Origin of the sequence: Clostridium estertheticum (genome assembly GCF_011065935.2) — a bacterium.
In the GTDB taxonomy this organism is placed as follows: domain Bacteria; phylum Bacillota; class Clostridia; order Clostridiales; family Clostridiaceae; genus Clostridium_AD; species Clostridium_AD estertheticum_A.
In genome coordinates this window covers 5,338,773-5,357,937 of sequence record NZ_JAAMNH020000001.1, presented here as the reverse complement: position 1 = coordinate 5,357,937, position 19,165 = coordinate 5,338,773, and the positions used below count along the sequence as shown (strand labels likewise).

General features: G+C 31.0%; 12 protein-coding genes. 8 read left to right on the top strand and 4 right to left on the bottom strand.

Features of this window, described 5'->3' with window-relative positions:
* Positions 1–255 precede the first annotated feature (255 nt).
* The 8 genes from G9F72_RS25580 to G9F72_RS25545 all read left to right on the top strand — a co-directional run bounded on the left by G9F72_RS25580 (position 256) and on the right by G9F72_RS25545 (position 15,329).
* Positions 256–1,545, top strand: a complete 1,290-nt coding sequence (locus G9F72_RS25580) for a CapA family protein (RefSeq protein WP_164957202.1) — start codon at positions 256–258, stop codon at positions 1,543–1,545.
* A 256-nt stretch (positions 1,546–1,801) separates the two neighbouring features.
* Positions 1,802–2,665 carry a methionyl aminopeptidase gene (locus G9F72_RS25575; protein ID WP_164957201.1) on the top strand — a complete coding sequence of 288 codons (864 nt, stop codon included), beginning with the start codon at positions 1,802–1,804 and terminating at the stop codon, positions 2,663–2,665.
* A 326-nt stretch (positions 2,666–2,991) separates the two neighbouring features.
* Complete coding sequence (locus G9F72_RS25570) at positions 2,992–8,436, top strand: diguanylate cyclase (protein ID WP_164957200.1); 5,445 nt, start codon at positions 2,992–2,994, stop codon at positions 8,434–8,436.
* 304 nt (positions 8,437–8,740) lie between these two features.
* Complete coding sequence (locus G9F72_RS25565; RefSeq protein ID WP_164957199.1) at positions 8,741–11,671, top strand: insulinase family protein; 2,931 nt, start codon at positions 8,741–8,743, stop codon at positions 11,669–11,671.
* A 196-nt stretch (positions 11,672–11,867) separates the two neighbouring features.
* On the top strand, positions 11,868–12,815 hold the full coding sequence (locus G9F72_RS25560) for a phosphoglycerate dehydrogenase (protein ID WP_164957198.1): 948 nt from the start codon (positions 11,868–11,870) through the stop codon (positions 12,813–12,815).
* Entirely contained in the window at positions 12,815–12,952 is a 138-nt protein-coding gene (locus G9F72_RS25555; RefSeq protein ID WP_224676251.1) for a hypothetical protein, read from the top strand. Before G9F72_RS25560 ends, G9F72_RS25555 begins: the two co-directional genes overlap by 1 nt.
* 68 nt (positions 12,953–13,020) lie before the next feature.
* Entirely contained in the window at positions 13,021–14,250 is a 1,230-nt protein-coding gene (locus G9F72_RS25550; protein ID WP_164957197.1) for a competence/damage-inducible protein A, read from the top strand.
* Positions 14,251–14,291: 41 nt separating this feature from the next.
* Complete coding sequence (locus tag G9F72_RS25545) at positions 14,292–15,329, top strand: hypothetical protein (protein ID WP_164957196.1); 1,038 nt, start codon at positions 14,292–14,294, stop codon at positions 15,327–15,329.
* 232 nt (positions 15,330–15,561) lie between these two features.
* Here G9F72_RS25545 and G9F72_RS25540 read toward each other — a convergent pair whose 3' ends face one another.
* From G9F72_RS25540 to G9F72_RS25525, 4 genes are all read right to left on the bottom strand, one after another.
* Positions 15,562–16,074: a ferritin gene (locus G9F72_RS25540; RefSeq protein WP_164957195.1), complete on the bottom strand. Its 513-nt coding sequence runs from the start codon at positions 16,072–16,074 to the stop codon at positions 15,562–15,564.
* Positions 16,075–16,337: 263 nt separating this feature from the next.
* A complete protein-coding gene (locus G9F72_RS25535; RefSeq protein WP_164957194.1) occupies positions 16,338–17,531 on the bottom strand; it encodes a S8 family serine peptidase in 1,194 nt (397 codons plus the stop codon).
* Between the two features lie 107 nt (positions 17,532–17,638).
* On the bottom strand, positions 17,639–18,544 hold the full coding sequence (locus G9F72_RS25530; RefSeq protein ID WP_164957193.1) for a selenium metabolism-associated LysR family transcriptional regulator: 906 nt from the start codon (positions 18,542–18,544) through the stop codon (positions 17,639–17,641).
* 165 nt (positions 18,545–18,709) lie between these two features.
* Complete coding sequence (locus G9F72_RS25525) at positions 18,710–19,102, bottom strand: DMT family transporter (RefSeq protein WP_164957331.1); 393 nt, start codon at positions 19,100–19,102, stop codon at positions 18,710–18,712.
* Between the last annotated feature and the right edge of the window lie 63 nt (positions 19,103–19,165).

Genomic DNA, 19,165 nt, shown 5'->3' with positions numbered 1-19,165 from the left:
TAAAAGTTATCTTTGATATATAGATATAATAATATATTTTACACTATTGTGAGTAAAAATTACACTACTTTTTATAGGATACATACAAATAATATATAATAAAACATAAAATGTAACTTTAAGTAAAAATATATATAATATTACCCCGAAAATAAGATATATGTATATACAAATATTATACATATTTTATAATAAATGGTATAATTTGTTTGTAACTAATTTTGATCTAATTAATATGTAAAGTGGTGATATAATATGAAAAAATCTATTAAAATACTAATAATTTTATGCATCTTTGTAGCTACACTTATCAGTACAATAAATATTAATATCCAAGGTGGTAAGTATAAAGCTAATAAAAATCTGGAGGTTAATAAAAAAGAGGTTGAAAAAAAAGCGCCAGTAAGTGAGAATCTGGAATATAAGGTGGCGAACATAATAGCTGTGGGGGATATACTAGTTCATGGAGATCAGCTAAAAGCACAATTCAATGAGAAAACGGGAGAATATAATTTCGAAAATAATTTTAAATATGTGAAAGCACTTATAGAACCCGCAGATATTGCTCTAGCAAATTTTGAAACCACCTTAGCTGGTGAAAAGAAGAAATATTCAGGATTTCCACTTTTTAATTCTCCTAGTAGCATAGTTGATGCTATGAAGAATTGTGGCTTTGACATCTTATCTACAATTAATAACCATACTATTGACATGGGTAGCGCTGGAGTTCTGAGCACCCTTGAAGAAATAAAAAAAAGGAATCTTATATCCGTTGGTACAAGAGATAATGTACAGAAGCAGCCTTATGTAATAGAAGAAGTTAAAGGCATAAAATTAGGAATTATAAGTTATAGCTTTGAAACACCAAGAAAGGGAGAAAATAAAACGCTAAATGCAATACAAATCCCAAGTGATGTTGTAAATTTATTAAATACTTTTAGTTATGAGCACATTGATGAGGACCTGTTTAAAATTAAAACTCAAATTGACGAAATGAAAGGTATGGGAGCGGAAGCAATTATTTTCTTTATTCATTGGGGAAATGAGTATGAGAGAAAGCCCAATGTCCATCAGATACGCATTGCAAATGCATTATGTGATTATGGGGTAGATGTTATTTTAGGAAGTCATCCACACGTTATTCAACCTATTGAATTTGTAACTTCTAAAAAAACAGGTAAAAGGTCCTTGGTGGTCTACTCAATGGGGAATTTTATTTCAAATCAACAATATGAAAGAACTAATAATAGATATACGGAGGATGGGATTATTGTAAATATACAAATTAAGAAGAGTAAGTTATCTAATAATATTACAATAAGCGGAGTATCTTATATGCCTACTTGGGTACATCGATATACTGAAAATAATAAGTTTGTTTATGAAGTTCTACCATTAACTGACGCATTAGCAAGTAAAGGGAAATATAATCTTACGGAGGATATAGAGGTATGGAGAGCTGAAAATTCTGAGAAGAGTACTCGAATGCTAATGGGTGAAAGTTTGGAAATATTAGAGCAGAAGGCAATAGAAGTTATTAATTAAATCATGACCTTCAGAAAAGATGTTAACTTAATTTCAGAGTAGACTTACTATATTTGATCACTTTTGCATCTTAATTTAGGGTGCTTAATAAAAAAGATTTTGGAATAAGGTTGAATACTTGCAATTATAAACTATAATTAAAGGTGAAACTATCAATATAGCATATAATCTTGAAAATTCAAGATCACTTAGAAATAAGCAAATGCCTTGTAGTTGAAATTGATAGTTTGAATAATGTTAATTGGGAGGAAATGTAATGAGCATACTAACACGAAATGATATTTGCTGGTGTGGCAGCGGTAAAAAATACAAAAGATGTCACATGGAGCAAGATCTATTTATAAGTAATATAGAGCAAAAGGTAGGTTATAAAATACCTAGGGATATCATGAAAACAGAGCAGCAAATAGATGGTATAAGAAAAAGTTGTAAGCTAACTCATGAGATACTTGATATGGTAGGGGAGAGAATAAAGGTTGGAGTAACCACAAATGAAATAAATACTTGGGTACATGAGTATACTGTTGAGCATAATGCATATCCAGCACCACTAGGCTATGGTGGCTTTCCTAAGAGTGTATGTACATCAATAAATAATGTAATATGTCATGGCATACCTGATGATACCGTTCTAAAAGACGGTGATATAGTTAATGTGGACGTGACTTGCATATTAGATGGATATTACGGCGATGCTAATAGAATGTTTATAATGGGGGAAGCTTCAAAAGAAGCAATAGATTTGGTACGGGTATCAAAGGAATGTTTAGAGCTGGGAATCCAGCAGGTTAAACCTTACAATACCCTTGGAGATATAGGTAATGCAATTCAACAACATGCAGAAAGTCTTGGATATTCTGTAGTATATGATTATGGTGGACACGGCGTTGGAATTGAGTTTCATGAAGAACCGTTTGTACCTCATATTGGCAAAAAGGGAGAGGGCATGATATTACTACCTAACATGACCTTTACTATTGAGCCTATGATCAATATCGGTAGTCCAGAAGCGGATGTACTAGAAGATGATTGGACAGCTGTTACGGTAGATGGATCATTGTCATCTCAGTGGGAACATACCATACGTGTTACCGAAACTGGATACGAGATATTAACTTAAAACACAAGTATATATTCAAAATACCTCCAATTATTGGGGGTATTTTTTAGCCATGCAACAACAGTATTGTAAATGTTGTTTTAGTAGTGATATTTGACGTTTTATAAAAAAATAAGTTAAAGTCCTTAGGAATTTGTTATAATGATAGATAAGTACAAATTTTAAAGAGATTATAAAAAATAGAAAATAATAGAAATATTTTTCTGTAAACTAGTGGTGATATACAAAAAATATGTTATATTTGTATTATGTAACATGCTAAAAGGATATTTTGTTATTGTAGCGTTCAGATTATGATTTAATTAATATTTAAGGAAGTGATTTAAGTGGAAATTATTAACAATAGGTATAGAATAGTTAAATGTGTAAAACAAAACAGAGTAGTTTCCAGTTATGTAGTTAATGACATAATAAAAAATTATGATACTATTCAATTAAATATTATTAATTCAGAATATCTGAAAAAAGAATTAATAGAATTCTATACAAACGAGTTCATTAGTTTAACTAACCTATACTGCAAAAATATAACATCAGTATATGATTTTGATTTAGTTAATATGTTAGATAATAAAAAATTAAATGATAAAGTGTATTTTTACACAACTGAATATCTGCAAAATGACTTAAGTATTTCAGATATTGTAGGTGGAATGAAAGAGCAAGAGTTATTAGATTTGTTTATAGAAATTTGCCAAAGTATAAACTATCTTCATTTAAAAGGGTTTGTTTATGGAGGTATAAATTTATCTAATATTATAGTTTCAAATATAGAAAGCAGTGAAAAATATTGCATTAAATTCAAAGATTTTGCCACTATTGAACTTGAAAAACAAGGTTTCTGTAAGGAAGAAAATAAGGTCGATTATTTTAAGGCGCCAGAAGTATTATTAGGTGAAAAAGGCAGTATTTCTAGTGATATATATTCTCTAGGGGTATTACTTTTCATTATGTATATGAAAAGTAAAGATCATAATTTCATTGTTAATGAAGAACTTGTAGCTCTAAGTGAATTCAAAATCGTAGAAATGATTAATGGAAATGAAAATTTTAATGTGAAATTTAAAAAGATAATCCATAAAATGATTTATAAAGATGCTACAAAAGGTTACAAAAGTATTTCAGAACTAGTAATGGATATAAATATTATTTTTCGTAAGAAATTCGTACCACATAGAAAAGAAGAAATAGAAAAATTAAATTTCAATTTGAAAATGATAGGTAGAGATGAAGAAGTTAATAAAGTTTTAAACATATATGAAGCGATAAAAAATAAAAGTAATTATAATTCCACTATTTTAATTCATGGAGAATCAGGTATTGGTAAAACTCAGTTTCTTAATTCAATAAAACATCTTTTTTCTTTGAATAAAGTAAATGTGTATAGCAGTTTTATGTTGGAGGCCGCTACTAAAAATAGTAATAAGGCTTTTGTAGATATATTAAAACAATTCATTTCTGAATGTGAACCAGAGGTGCTCGAAAGGTATGAGTCGGAACTAGTAAAATTTATACCTGAACTAGGTGGTAAAAAGAATATAATACCATCGGAGCCCTTAAGTGGTGATAAAGAAAGGTTTAGGCTTATACATTCCGCAACAGGGTTTATTGAAGAATGTATAAATAATATACCAATAGTTATTATTATTGATAATTTCCACTTAGCCGATGATTTTACCATAGAGTTAATGGAATATCTTATGAGGAAAAAACTACCCAATAAAAATATTATGGTCATAATGTCCTACTGTGATGGAGAATGTGTGCTAAATAAGAAATTTATAGAATTTAATAAAAGCATACCTCAGATGAGTGGCGTAACTAATATTTTTTTGAAAGAGTTAGATGAAAAAGAAGTAGGGAGAATGATTCAAAATATTCTTAATATGCCTGGGATACCCTATAAATTTGCAGCTAGTATATATGGGAAGACAAAGGGTAATCCATTATTTGTTCAAGAAATAATAAAGAGTTTTTTCAGTAAAAAATATATTTATGTAGATAGTGAAGAGGGATATTGGACTAAAGATTATGAATATTCTGAGTTTATAGTGCCATCAGATATGCATGGAGTACTTTTAAATCAAGTTAAAGAAATGGGAGAATTAAATTATAATATTTTACAAATAATATCAATATTTAATAGTGCTGTTTCTTTAGAAATAATTGTGAGTTTTATTGAAAAGAATAATAAAGATTTAGAGAAAGCTATTGAAGGGCTTATTTCCTCGGGAATACTATGCAAAAAAATTGAGGATAGAGGTTTCGTATTTGATTTTTACAATAAATTTCTTAAAAGTCTTATGTATGAAAAAATTACTGAAGAAGACAGAAAAGCCATGCACAAATTAGCTTCAGTAGTGCTTGAAAATCAATATAAACAGGGTGGCAGAGAATATATTGAGGAATTAATTTATCACCTTGAAAAATCTAATCAAGAGGGCAAGGTTATTGATTATTGCATTGAAAATGCTGAAAAAATGAAGCTTCTAAAAAATAGAAATGATGCAATAAAAAATTTAACTAAAGCTGCATCTGTAATAAACTATTCCTGGGAGCCAGTTAAAAATATAAAGCTTATTATGGACCTTGCGAATTTACATGAACAAGAAGGACACATTGATTTAGCTGTAAAATACTATCTATCAATACAGAAGTATAAGGAAAATGCAGAGCATCACAAATATATAATAGATAGCTTAATTAAAATAGCAGAAGTGTATTTAAGTAAAAATAATATAGATAGTACTGTTTATTACATTGCAAGAATTCAAAGTATGCTTGTCAAAGAAGATTACGTTGCAGGGATGCTTAAATGTCAAGGTATCCTTGCTTCCGTATACGACATAAAGCGAGAATATGAAAGTGTACAAACTATATGCAACAGTTGTATAGAAATTTGTAACGGTGAATATGAAGAGTTAAAAACTATATTTTACAACCATAAGGGATTAGCTTATTTAAGAAGTGGTAGAGCACAGGAAGCATTAGTAATTTTCGAAAAAAATATAGAAGTTTGCAATAAATATAATAATATTAGTGGTTTAATAAAATCATTAAATAGAATAGGTGTTATTTATGGAGATTATTATCAAGACGATAATAAGGCCATAAAATATTTCTTAAAGATGAAGGGTATATGTGAAAAAAATAATATGAGCTCGGAGGAAGTACTAGCTTTAATAAATATTGGTGCCACATATTTATTAAAGGAGCAGTATGAAATATCCTTACAATATTTTATGGAAACACTAGAAATATGTAAAAAGTATGAGGATGAATTCCATATTTTTTATTGTTATAGTTCTATTGCTAGTTCTTATTTAAAATTAGGTGATTATGATAATGCTTATAAGTATTATGAACTTTGTAATAAAGAACTAGAAAATTATCCCAATCAATGTAAGGAAATAGGAGAATTTTACTGTTTTGCTTCTGAAATTAACTATAAATTTGGGGATTTGAAAAAAGCTCAGTTTTATATAAATAAGGCATTAGATTTATATGAGCATGATGAATGTATTTTTAAATGTCAGGCTCAGATTTTAAATGAATATATAAGATTTAATTTTAGAGAAAATGATGAGAATTTAAGAGAAAACATTAAAAATATTATTACTATAGCAAGTAAAATATCCTCATTAACTAGTAGACTTAACATATTTTATGAGGTAATAATTTTTTTATATGAAAATGGCAAACAAGAACACATACCTACTATTTTTAGTGAGATTAACAAGATTCACATTGATATAAAAGAGCATAGAGTATATGTTAAAAAATTATATGTTGATGGATTAATTGAAAAGAAGAAGAATATTAAATTTTTCAATGAAGCCTTAGAGTATTCAAATAAATATAATGAAGTAGATATATATTGGAGAGTGTATACTGCAATGGGAGATCATTACTTTGATAAAAAGGATTATTTGTATGCAGTAATATACTACTTTGAAGCTTGTGGCATATTAAAGGATATAATTAACAAGTTACCGTTAGAGTCCAGATTGTCTTATGTTAAACTAAATAATGCATTGAGGCCTTTCGATAAATTTTTAGCTATTAATAATTATTATAAGGGAAATAAAGATAATACAATGCTAGAAGCTGAGTCCATTGATGTCAGTGACAAAGAAGACCTATTATATTTAATAGAGCAAGTCAACCATAAAGATATTTTGAAAAACAAGAATTTTATAAAGTCTATAAAAAAAATATATTCATCTTCTCTTCATGAAGATATTCATGATATAAGTGATGTATTAGAAAATCTACAATCAGACAATGGAAAAAATTTAGAGCTTATAATTGATTATTTATCATATATAACACTAGCCACAAGGGGAACTATTATTATAAATGATAATGACAAAGCCTATAAAGTTATCGCTTCTAGTGACAGAAGATATGAATTACCACAAAACCAAGAGGTATTAGCTAAAATTTTAACTGGAGAGAGACCAGTTTTAGTAACAGATGTATCTTTAGAACAAAATATAAATGGAGATATAAATAGTATTCATAATACCTTAAAAGCGTTTATTTGCATTCCCATTATTATGGAAAATTCCAATGACAAAGGCTTTATTGAAAGTGAAAGAAGAAAAAACATACAGGGCAGTAAGGATGTGATTGGATATGTATATATTGAATCACAAAGGGTTTTAAATAATCTTAATAGTGATAGCATAAAAAAATGTATGGAGCTGGGTAAAGTTATCGGTATAATAATTGAAAAGTATAAATTTAAATTAACTGCTTCTATTGATAAATTGACAGGAACTCTTACTAGAAAATATCTAGAAGAGGCCTTAGGTGAACAAATTGAAGTAGCAAGTCAAACAGGAAGTGAATTTTCACTTATTATGTATGATTTAGATCATTTTAAAGTAATAAATGATAAGTTTGGACATAGGACAGGAGATTATGTGTTAAAAAGGGTTAGCGATGTTGTGATGAGCAATTTGAGAGAAACAGATATTGTAGGTAGATATGGTGGTGAGGAGTTTATTGTAATTCTTCCACGTACTGGTATTTGCGATGCTGAGCTTGTAGCTAAAAAACTTCGGTCTAAAATAGAAGGAGAAAAAATACTAGACAATAGGCGAGATGTTACTGTAAGTTTGGGTGTAGCTTCCTACCCCCTTCATGGTGAGTGGCAAGAAGAATTAGTTGAGAGAGTTGACCAAGCCCTATATGTAGCAAAGCAGCAGGGTCGAAATAGATATGACATTTGGAATAGTGAATTCTCTAAAAAGGCGAAAAGAACAGATAGACTTACTGGAATTATATCTGGTAATGCAATACAAGACCATAGAAATGTACTTGCTATGATAGAACTTATTGAGCTTACAAACATAAGCGCTAGTAGAGAAGATAAAATATATAGTTTATTAGGTAGAATAATTGAAATTACAGAAGCTCAAAAGGGAATTTTGTTTATCTTAGAAAGTGACAATATTATAGACCAATATTCAAGAAAAATTTTCAAAAATGAATGGATGGATATCAATACCTATAATGAGAAGGTAATAAAATCCGTAATTGATAGTAAACAGGGATTATGCAAAATAGATTGGGACACAATAACTGAGTATGATACCGTTACAGGTGTACCAAACTGGCAATCTGTTATGGCAATTCCATTGATCAACGGTAACATAGTAAAAGGAGTATTATACTTAACGGAATCAACACAGACAAAAGAATTTGGCTTTGAGGACTTTAATTTTGTAAATACTCTAGGCAAGATAATAGTTCCAATACTATAGCAAAAAAACTTCAGTAAAACCCTCAGTTACATAAATTACTGAGGGTTTTAGGACTTTAAAGGAAGTTATAGAATTTTCCATCTTAAAAATAAATAATTTTGTTTTTCAACTATAGTATAGACAAAATAAAAATGAGGGAACATAGATGTATAAAACCATTTATGTTGTTAGTAGTGTGGAATAAAATGGTGTATAATGAATATATTAAAAGTTTGGTGCCACTCACGTGGCAAGTGGCAAGTTTGCAACAACTAAAACATATAATAAGTATTTTAAGTTTAAAGAAAGTATGAGGAGGAGAAAAATGAAATTTGCAATCGGTACTATATATCATGGCTTTAAGCTAATCCAGGAGAAAAATATAGAAGAGCTAAATTCAGTTACAAGATTATTTGAACATGAAAAAAGTGGAGCTAGACTAATGCATATAGAAAATGATGATGATAACAAGGTGTTTTCTATAGGATTTAGAACACCTCCTAAAAGTAGTAATGGGCTTCCACATATATTAGAACATTCAGTGCTTTGCGGCTCTAGAAAGTTTCCAACAAAGGAGCCTTTTGTGGAACTCATAAAGGGATCTTTAAATACATTTTTAAATGCTATGACCTTTTCTGATAAAACAATATATCCTCTAGCTAGTAAAAATGAAAAAGATTTTTTTAATCTTATGGATGTATATTTAGATGCAGTTTTTTATCCCAATTTGTACTCTCAGCCAGAGATATTAATGCAAGAGGGTTGGCATTACGAATTAGAAAACAAGGAAGATAAATTAACTTATAAAGGTGTAGTTTATAATGAAATGAAGGGTGCATTTTCGTCTCCTGAAGGCTGTCTTATGCGTAAGGTTCAAGAATCCTTATTTCCAGACACTTCTTACGGCGTAGAATCCGGTGGTGATCCAGAATTTATACCTGATTTAACACAGGAGGAATTCGTAGAGTTTCATAAAAAATATTATCATCCTTCAAACAGTTATATATTCCTATATGGAGATGGAAATATTGATAAAGAGTTACAATTTATTAGCGAAAAATATCTTAATGATTTTGATAAAACCTTCGTAGACTCAGCTATACAAATGCAAAAACCCTTTAGCAGTATGAGTGAAGTTAAGATAGATTATCCTATTTCATCAGACGATGATGAGAAGGATAAAAGCTTCTTAAGTCTGAACTTTGTATCAGGGGATAATATTAGCCAGCCTGAACTTCATTTAGCTTTTGAAATTTTAGAGTATCTACTACTAGAAAGTGCTGCAGCACCACTAAAGAGAGCTCTTGTTGAAGCGGACCTTGGCAAAGATGTATTTGGAAGCTTTGATAATAGTATATTGCAGCCAGTGTTCAGTATAGTAGTAAAAAACTCTAATGAAGATAAAAAAGAAGAATTTAAGGAAGTTGTATTCACAACATTAAAGAATTTAGTTAAAGATGGAATAGACAAAAAGCTAATAGAGGCTTGTATAAACATTACAGAATTTAAGCTTCGAGAAGCTGATTTAGGAGGTTTCCCAAAAGGATTATTCTATTATATAACTAGTATGGACAGTTGGCTTTATGATAAGGACCCAACTATGCATTTAGAGTATGAAAGCTATTTAGGCAAAATAAAAGCTGCGTTAACTACTAATTATTTTGAAAATCTTATAGATAAGTACTTAATAAACAATACCCATAGTTCTATGGTTATTTTGAATGGTAAAAAAGGTCTGGCAGATCAAAGGTCTAAGGCAACAGAAGAGAAGCTCGCTAAGTATAAGGCCAGTATTTCAGAGAGTGAAATAGAGAAAATAGTGCGAGGCACAAAAGCTCTTAAAGAAAGACAAATGACACCAGATCCTGTGGAAGTGCTTGAAACTATTCCACTACTTGAGCGTTCAGACATTGAAACTACAGTAGAGCATTTACCACTGAAGGAAAAGGATGAAAATGGAGTAAAGGTATTATCTCATAATATATTTACTAATAAAATTGCTTATATAAATATATTATTTGATGCTAAAAAAGTAGATATTAAGTTACTACCATATATAACCCTACTATCAACTCTTTTAGGAAGGGTAAGTACAGAGCGTACTAATTATTCTGATTTATCTAATGAAATTAATATCCATACAGGCGGAATTCATTTTACAACCGAGGTTTATGGCGATAATGAAAATTTTGAAAAATACAGTCCAAAGCTGGTAGTAAAGAGTAAAGCACTAGTTCCAAAGCTTCCTAAACTCTTTGATATTATGGTAGAGATAATCAATACTACTAAATTTGATGATAAGAAGCGTTTGAAGGAGCTAATTCAACAATTAAAATCAAGGCAAGAGATGAAAATCCTTGATAGAGGGCATATGGCGGCAGCTGGAAGACTTACTTCTTACTTTTCTCCAGCTTCAGCTTATATAGAAAAAACTACAGGAATATCTTTTTATGAATTTATCAATGATATCGAAAGAAATTTTGACAATAAAGCAGCGGAAATTATTGAAAATTTGAACAAGGTATCAAAGCTTATATTTAACAAGAACAATCTTATGGTAAGTGTTACAGGAGAAGAGGATATTTATACTGCCTTTGCTACAGAATTACCTAAGATTATAAGTATCCTAGGACAAGAAGAATTGCCAGATGCAAAATACGCCTTTGAGCTTAATAAAAATAATGAAGGCTTATTATCTTCATCAGATGTTCAGTATGTAGCTAAAGGCTATAACTTCATTAAGCAAGGTTACTCTTATTCAGGTAAGATGCTGGTTCTTAAAACTATAGCAAGTCTAGACTACTTATGGAATAGAGTGCGCGTGCAGGGCGGTGCCTATGGTGGTTTTGCAAACTTAGCTAGAAGTGGTAATATAGTATTTGTGTCTTATAGGGATCCTAATGTTGCAGAAACCTTAAAGGCTTACGACGGAATATGTGACTATATAGGGAGCTTCGAAGCTTCTGAAAGAGAAATGACTAAATATATTATAGGAACAATCAGTGAGCTTGATTCACCACTAACACCTTCTATGAAGGGTGAAAGAGCTACTGCATTCTATATAAGAGGTATTTCAGAGGCGCAAAGACAAACAGAAAGAGACGAAGTGCTAGATACAAAGGCAGAGGATATTAAGTCTTTTAAATCACTATTAGATGACATTATAAAAGAGAACTGTTTCTGCGTACTTGGAAATGAAAATAAGCTTAAAGAAAATAAAGACATATTCACGAGTTTAGTGAATGTATTTAAATAATTTAAAGGTGCCTTGCGGCACCTTTTTTTGAAGGTGCCACCCACGTGGCAAGTGGCATCTTTTTTTATAAAGTTAGCGAAGTTTGTATGAATTTTCATAAAATATAGAGGGTAACTGGTAGCATTTGTAGTATATTATAGAGTAATAGTTTAACGACACTTCAGAAGATGATGATTTAATGTAAGGGGGAATTTCAATGGCTATTAAAGCACTTTTCACATACAACTACGGTGGAGAGAAAATGAAAGATATAGAGAATTTTGGCTATGATATAAAAGTAGAGAAAGAGCAAGATTTAATTTATAGTGATGATTTAGCGGAGGTAGAGGTTTTAATTTGTTATGATCCCTTTAAAACCCTAGAGATAGATAAAATGAAAAATCTAAAATGGATTCAATTATCTAGCATAGGCATTGACCAACTACCAACTGAGTATGTTAAAAACACTTCTATTATAATTACCAATAATAAAGGTGGCTACAGTATACCTATGGGGGAATGGATTGTGTTAAAAACTCTAGAGCTGTTTAAAAGTAGTAGGGGTCTATATGAAAACCAAACCAATAGGAAATGGAAAATGGATACAAGTATTATGGAGTTATATGGAAAGACAATAGGATTTATAGGAACAGGTACTATAGCAGTGGAGGCAGCTAAAAGATTCCAGGGATTTGGAGTAAACATAGTAGGTGTGAATACAGATGGTAGAGATATTCAATATTTCGATAGATGCTATGCTATGCGCGAGCTAAATGAAATGCTTAAGTTATGTGATGTGTTTGTAGGTACGATACCATATACAAAAGCTACTCACCATTTAATTAATGAAGAGAGATTTACGGAAGTGAAGCCTGGGGCTTTTTTCATAAATGTAGCTAGGGGGAGTATTGTGGATGAGGTTTCTCTAATTAAAAATTTAAGAAGTGGTAAGCTAGCAGGGGCTGCGCTGGATGTGTACGAAGAAGAACCACTAAAAGAAAATAATTCATTATGGGATTTAAATAATGTTATATTAACTTCTCATAATTCCTGGATTTCAGAGATGAGAAACGAGAGAAGATTTGACCTTATCTATAAGAATATGAAAAGGTATGTACAAGGGGAAGAGTTAGTAAATGTAGTAAATTTAAAAAAAGGATATTAGTGGAGTTTGATTACCAAATAAGGAAAGGAATATCCTCTACTAGAAATGCAATAAAAGTACTTGAATTCATGGGATATCCAAAAGAAATCATTCATAGAGCTAAAGATAGAATCTCAAAGAGTCAACATAAAGTATAAATACACAATAAAGATGCCACTTGCCACGTGGATGGCACCAGGTGCCGAAGGCGCAAAAGGAGGAAATTATGAACGCAGAAATATTATCAGTAGGAACGGAAATATTGTTAGGTGATATAGTCAATACAAATGCACAATATCTTGCTAAGAGACTTGCAGATTTAGGCATATCAGTTTATCATCAGTCAGTTGTTGGTGACAATCCAGAAAGACTACTCGAATCATATAGATTAGCTTTTAGTAGAGCAGATTTAGTTATAACTACTGGAGGTCTTGGACCTACAAAGGATGATTTAACCAAGGAAGTAGCTTTTGATTATTTTGGGAAGAAGAGTGTGGTTCATGAAGATTCTATGAAAATTATTGAGGGATATTTTAGGGATATGAATAGACCAATGGCGAAAAGCAATGTAAAACAGGCATATTTCCCAGTAGATGCAGTGATACTTCCTAATAATAATGGTACAGCACCAGGATGCATAATTGAGGAAGATGGGAAAATAGTTGCACTTTTACCTGGGCCACCTAGAGAAATGAAACCTATGTTTGAGGAAGCTGTAGTTCCTTATCTTGAAAAGTTTCAGCAGGGAGTATTAGTTTCAAAGGTGCTTAGAGTTATAGGAGTGGGAGAGAGTAGCGCCGAAGAAATGATAGAAGATATATTAGACAATCAAACCAATCCAACTGTAGCACCTTATGCTAAGGATGGAGAAATGATTTTTAGAATTACAGCAAAAGCAAATACGCAGGAACAAGGCATAAAACTTATGAAGCCTATGGAGGCAGAAATACGAAGTAGATTAGGCAATAACATTTATGGAGAAGGGAATATATCTTTAGAGAATGTACTTGGAGAAATGCTTATAAATAAAAAGTTAACTATAGCTACCGCTGAGTCATGCACAGGAGGAATGGTAGCTGCAAAGCTTATAAATTACCCAGGGATATCTTCTGTGTTTATTGACGGGGCGGTGACTTATAGCAATGGGGCTAAAATTAATAGACTGGGAGTTTCGGAAGAAACCTTAGATAAGTATGGTGCAGTAAGTAGTGAAGTAGCAGCAGAGATGGCACAAGGTATAGCAAAAACTGCAGGCACTAATATTGGAATTTCCACCACAGGCATTGCAGGTCCAGATGGCGGAAGCATAGAAAAGCCAGTGGGACTTGTTTATGTAGGTTTATATATGAATGGCGAGGTTAAAACAAAGATGCTTAAAATATCCGGTGATAGGCAGAAAATAAGGGAAAGAGCAACTATGCAACTTTTGGACTGGGTTAGGAGAGAACTACTATAATCTTTAATTTTCAACTGTTAACTTAAAAGGGGTGGGGTCTAATGCAGAATAAAGAAATAAATATATGTTTAGTTGGATTTGGAAATGCGGCGCAGGAATTTTGTAGAATGTTAATAACGAAGAACCTGGAACTTAAAGAAAGCACTGGATATGATGTTAAAGTCACAGCTATTGCAGGTAGGTCTAAGGGGGCAATTATTAACGCTAAGGGAATAGACCTGACGAAGGCCTTAAGCGATGTTAAAAGCAAGGGAAGCTTTGATTCTAGTGCAGAAGATACTGTGACTATGGAAACACTACAGGTCATTAAACACTGCCATGCGAGCTTGCTCGTTGAACTAAGCACTTTATCTATTTATGATGGAGAGCCAGCAATAAGTCATATAGAGACTGCTTTTGATGTAGGGATGCATGTTATAACAGCAAACAAAGGGCCTATAGCTTGGAAGTATCAAAAGCTTCGTGATAATTCAAAAGAGAAAAATCTGCAATTTTTATATGAAACTACTGTAATGGATGGTACTCCTATTTTTAATTTTGTTAAATACACGCTACCAGGATGTAGGGTGTTATCCTTTAAAGGAATATTAAATTCTACCACCAATTTCGTGTTAGAACAAATGGAAAGCGGAAATAGTTATGAAGATGCTATTAAAGAAGCTAAAAGAAGAGGGTTTGCAGAGGAAGACCCAACATTAGACATTGATGGATGGGATGCAGCGGCAAAAACTTCAGCCTTGCTAAATGTTTTAATGGATACAAATATAAATCCTGCAGAAATAGATAGAAAAGGCATAGCGGATATTACTTTAGGAGACATAGAGAAGGCTAAAGAAAAACAGTGCAAAATTAAGCTTTTATGTGAAGGATATATTGAAGATAATAAACCAAAAGGCAGGGTGCACCCAGTTTATATAAATTATGTGGATACCTTTAGCAATATAGATGCTACATCTTCTATATTAGCTATAACAACAGATTTAATGGGACAAGTACAAATAATAGAAAAGAATCCTGAAATTCAGCAAACTGCTTATGGTATATATAGTGATTTACTTACACTTGTGAAAAATTTATAATATTGTATAATATAAACATGAAAAGAATAGGAATAGGTGTATTCTTTATTTGAGGATCGTAGGGTTAGTGGTGATGGGATTTAGTGTTGTTGTCCAGTATGTGTCAATATAATAAATTAATGCACTTGAAAAAGATAATTATAAAGTCACATATCAATATTGATATGTGACTTTATAATTATCTTAAAAACCTTATTAAAAAATATATGTTACTTTCATGGATTTATAAATTTTATCTAGTAGTAACTGGTGGAACAAAAACTCTTGCTGCCAGTTCAGTATCTAGTAAATAAAGACTTGTAGGGTCATCATTAATTCTTTCAAGTCTTTTTATTAGGCGACTAAAGTTAGCTTCTTCCTCAACTTGCTCATCAATAAACCACTTAAGTAAGCTTATAGTAGCATGTTCTCTTTCTTCTGTAGCAATGTCAGTAAGATTGTAAATCTTACTAGTTACAATTTTCTCATGATTATATGATATTTTAAAAGTCTCAAGAAGTGATTTAAAATCATTTTGAGGATCAGGCATCCCTTCTAAAACTACTCTTCCATTCATTTCATTTACATAATTATAAAATTTCATAGCATGAAATTTCTCTTCTTCAGCTTGAACTTTAAACCAATTAGAAAAACCATCAAAATCTTCTGCAGCGCAGTAAGCTGCCATAGCTAAATAAATATGTGCAGAATAAAACTCAAAGTTTATTTGTTTGTTTAGTTCACTAAGTAATTTTTCGCTTATCATAATAATCCTCCTCATGTTCCTTTGGGTCACGAATCAATAATTATGCCCTTGAAACGTAAATTTATAATAGTATATAATGTTCTGAGCATTGATAATAATTTTTAATTAATTATCAATATTGAAGAATATCCCTATTATACACCTAATAAATTACACTGTATATATTATTACCTAATGTTCAAAGTTTATTAATATAAATGCACATAAAAACAAATAATAAGCCAAATATGCTAGTATACGGCTTATTATTTGTTTTTATGTGCCTAAGGTAATAATTTTTCTAAATTTATAATTCCTGACCCTTGCATATACTTTGGAAAACTTATTAAGCTTGAAGATACTTTTAGTAGTGCCAATGTATCTTTGAAACATAGATCACTATTGTTTTCATAGAGGAGAGCACATATACCACTTATAAAAGCCGCGGAGCAGGAAGTTCCTGTGTAGGTGGTATATAAATTAGTGGTATGATTAGGATAGAGCTTTACACCATTCTTTTCAGAGATGAATTTTGTATCTGAAATTAAGGAACAAATATCAACACAGGCAGAAATCAAATTGGGTTTATCGTGCTTTTGGAAAGGACCACAGGAAGAATATTCATATATTTTTGGATCCGAAGTGCTATCATATCCACCAACAGTTATACAATTACTAAGGGTAGCTATGCCACGTATTGAACTTTTAATACTCTTATTACTTCCGCTAGGAACTATAACTACTATACCTTTTGATATTGCAAGGTCAAATAGTCTAGAAAACAGTGAAAGTACGAATTCATTAGGTTCCAGTGTTTCAAAGGGAAGGCAAATGATTTTAATATTGAAATCACTACTCTCGTTAATTAGAATTTCTAATGAAAATAAAATATCAGATATAAAACCCTTTCCTAGTTTATCAAAGGCCTTAATCATATAAAGATGGCTGCCACTTGCAACACCTTTGTACATACCCTTCGACCCATAACCGCTACCACAAATTAATCCACTTATAAAGGTGCCATGACCATTATCATCATAAGGATAATTTAAATTATTAACAAAATCCATGAATTTTTTTATCTTATTGCTAGGGTTTAATAAGTCGCCATGTGGATAAACACCACTATCAATTAGTCCAACGCCAATGCCCTTACCAGTAAGGTTATAGTTACTTTGAAAGGATATACCGTTAGATGAGAGTACGCTATTGCCACACAAATGGGCATAAGAATCAAAAGTTATATATGACACTTGTGGATATTCTAATAATCTGTCTATAGCACTTGCTGTTAATATAGCGCAAATACAATTTACTCCGGAAATATGACGTAGAATATCACATTTTAATGATTTAATTTTATCTATGGTTTTAAGCTCAAGGGATTTACAGTATATTATTAACCTATAGTTCTCATATAGGTTAGACAGCAGTGCTTGATTTAAGCTAGGATCTAATTTATGTTTCAAGGAAAACATGTATGCCTCCTAAGATATTGTTACATTATTACAGTATATGCAATTATTGAAAATATGTTAATAAAAAAAAGTATATATTACTAAATAAATTTAGTAATATATACTTTTTAAGCTTCATTTTCTATCAGTGAAAACATTTCGCTGCACATGCTAAAGAAGGCATTAGCAATTGGAGTCAAGGTGCGTTTTGAGTTAATAATCAGGTATAGGTTTCTTTTTAAAAGTAAATCTTTAATTTTACTTATCTTTATTTTATTACTATCAATATAATCCAAAGAAATTTTTTCGGAAATAATTGATACACCTGTTCCCAGTTTTACAAATTGAAGAAGGTTGTCCAAAGTATTCACTTCACAAAATACGTTTAACAAATTAGGATTTATGCCCTTTGATTCAAGAGCTGTATCAAGGGTACTTCTAGTTGCTGAATTTTTCTCTCTAATTATAAATTTATATTTTAGTAAATCCACTAAGGTTATTTCATCAGGGACATTAAGTTCTGGACTAGAGATTAGAACAAGATCATCCTCCATTAGCTTATAACTTTTAATTTTACCATTTTTAATTGTGGTTCCAACTATAGCAATTTCACAATGAAGATCTAAAATTTCTTTTATTATATTTCCAGAACTTTCCTCAGTAATATTAAAACGAACATCGGGGTAAAGATTGCTGAATTTTTTAATAAGCTTTGGCACCAACGAGTTACAGGGAGTGGTGCTAGCTGATAAATTTAATTTCCCAGATATTGTAGTATTAAAATTAGAAAGATTAGAAACAGCATTATTACGAGTATTTATTATATTAATTGCATATTCTAAAAAAGAATGCCCCGCAGGTGTAAGGTATACTTCTTTAGATGTTCTGTCAAAAAGTTGAACATTTAACTCTCTTTCTAAGCTAGCTATATGAGAACTTATTGTAGGTTGGGATAAAAAAATTGTATTAGCTGCCTTAGAAAAACTTTTAAATCTGGCTACACTAATGAAGGCTTCGATCTGTTTGAAATCCATAAAGTATCCTCCTTGTCTTGTATGATGAAAATATATGTAAATAGTAATTATCTTAAAAATTATATATGTATGCATTCATATATAATTATGAGGGTATTTATTGGTAATTTCAATAGGTAAGATAAAAAAATAACACTTATTCCTCGAAAAAATAGAAAGAGCTTATTACCCTTTCCATTTAAATATTATTATACCTACAATCATTACACCGATGCCTATATATTTAGATAAGGCAAATTTAATTTGCTCCGCGCCAAATATTCCAAAGCTATCAATTAAACCGGCAGCTAAAAGCTGAGCAACTAATATAGTTGCAATGGAATAGGTTGGTCCCAGGCTCGTTATACCTTTCATGACAGAAAATATAATTATAGCACCTAGTACGCCTCCTAGTAAGTATAATTTATTCACTTCTTTTATATTTCTAAAATTACCATTACCAGCAATAAGGAGTATTATTAAGGTCAGAATCAACCCAGTACCTTGAACTAAAACGTTAGTTTCCCAAAGCCCAATCTTTTCACTTACTCTTGTATTAAAAACCCCTTGAAGACTCATAAAGACACCCGCAATTATGGAAAATATTAACCCCAATTACAATCACACTCCTCTAGGTTAGTT

Excerpts from the sequence above, each read along its gene's own strand:
- G9F72_RS25580 (WP_164957202.1), top strand. The coding sequence starts at position 256 with ATGAAAAAATCTATTAAAATACTAATAATTTTATGCATCTTTGTAGCT.
- G9F72_RS25575 (WP_164957201.1), top strand. The coding sequence starts at position 1,802 with ATGAGCATACTAACACGAAATGATATTTGCTGGTGTGGCAGCGGTAAA.
- G9F72_RS25565 (WP_164957199.1), top strand. The coding sequence starts at position 8,741 with ATGAAATTTGCAATCGGTACTATATATCATGGCTTTAAGCTAATCCAG.
- G9F72_RS25560 (WP_164957198.1), top strand. The coding sequence starts at position 11,868 with ATGGCTATTAAAGCACTTTTCACATACAACTACGGTGGAGAGAAAATG.
- G9F72_RS25550 (WP_164957197.1), top strand. The coding sequence starts at position 13,021 with ATGAACGCAGAAATATTATCAGTAGGAACGGAAATATTGTTAGGTGAT.
- G9F72_RS25545 (WP_164957196.1), top strand. The coding sequence starts at position 14,292 with ATGCAGAATAAAGAAATAAATATATGTTTAGTTGGATTTGGAAATGCG.
- G9F72_RS25540 (WP_164957195.1), bottom strand. The coding sequence starts at position 16,074 with ATGATAAGCGAAAAATTACTTAGTGAACTAAACAAACAAATAAACTTT.
- G9F72_RS25535 (WP_164957194.1), bottom strand. The coding sequence starts at position 17,531 with ATGTTTTCCTTGAAACATAAATTAGATCCTAGCTTAAATCAAGCACTG.
- G9F72_RS25530 (WP_164957193.1), bottom strand. The coding sequence starts at position 18,544 with ATGGATTTCAAACAGATCGAAGCCTTCATTAGTGTAGCCAGATTTAAA.
- G9F72_RS25525 (WP_164957331.1), bottom strand. The coding sequence starts at position 19,102 with ATGAGTCTTCAAGGGGTTTTTAATACAAGAGTAAGTGAAAAGATTGGG.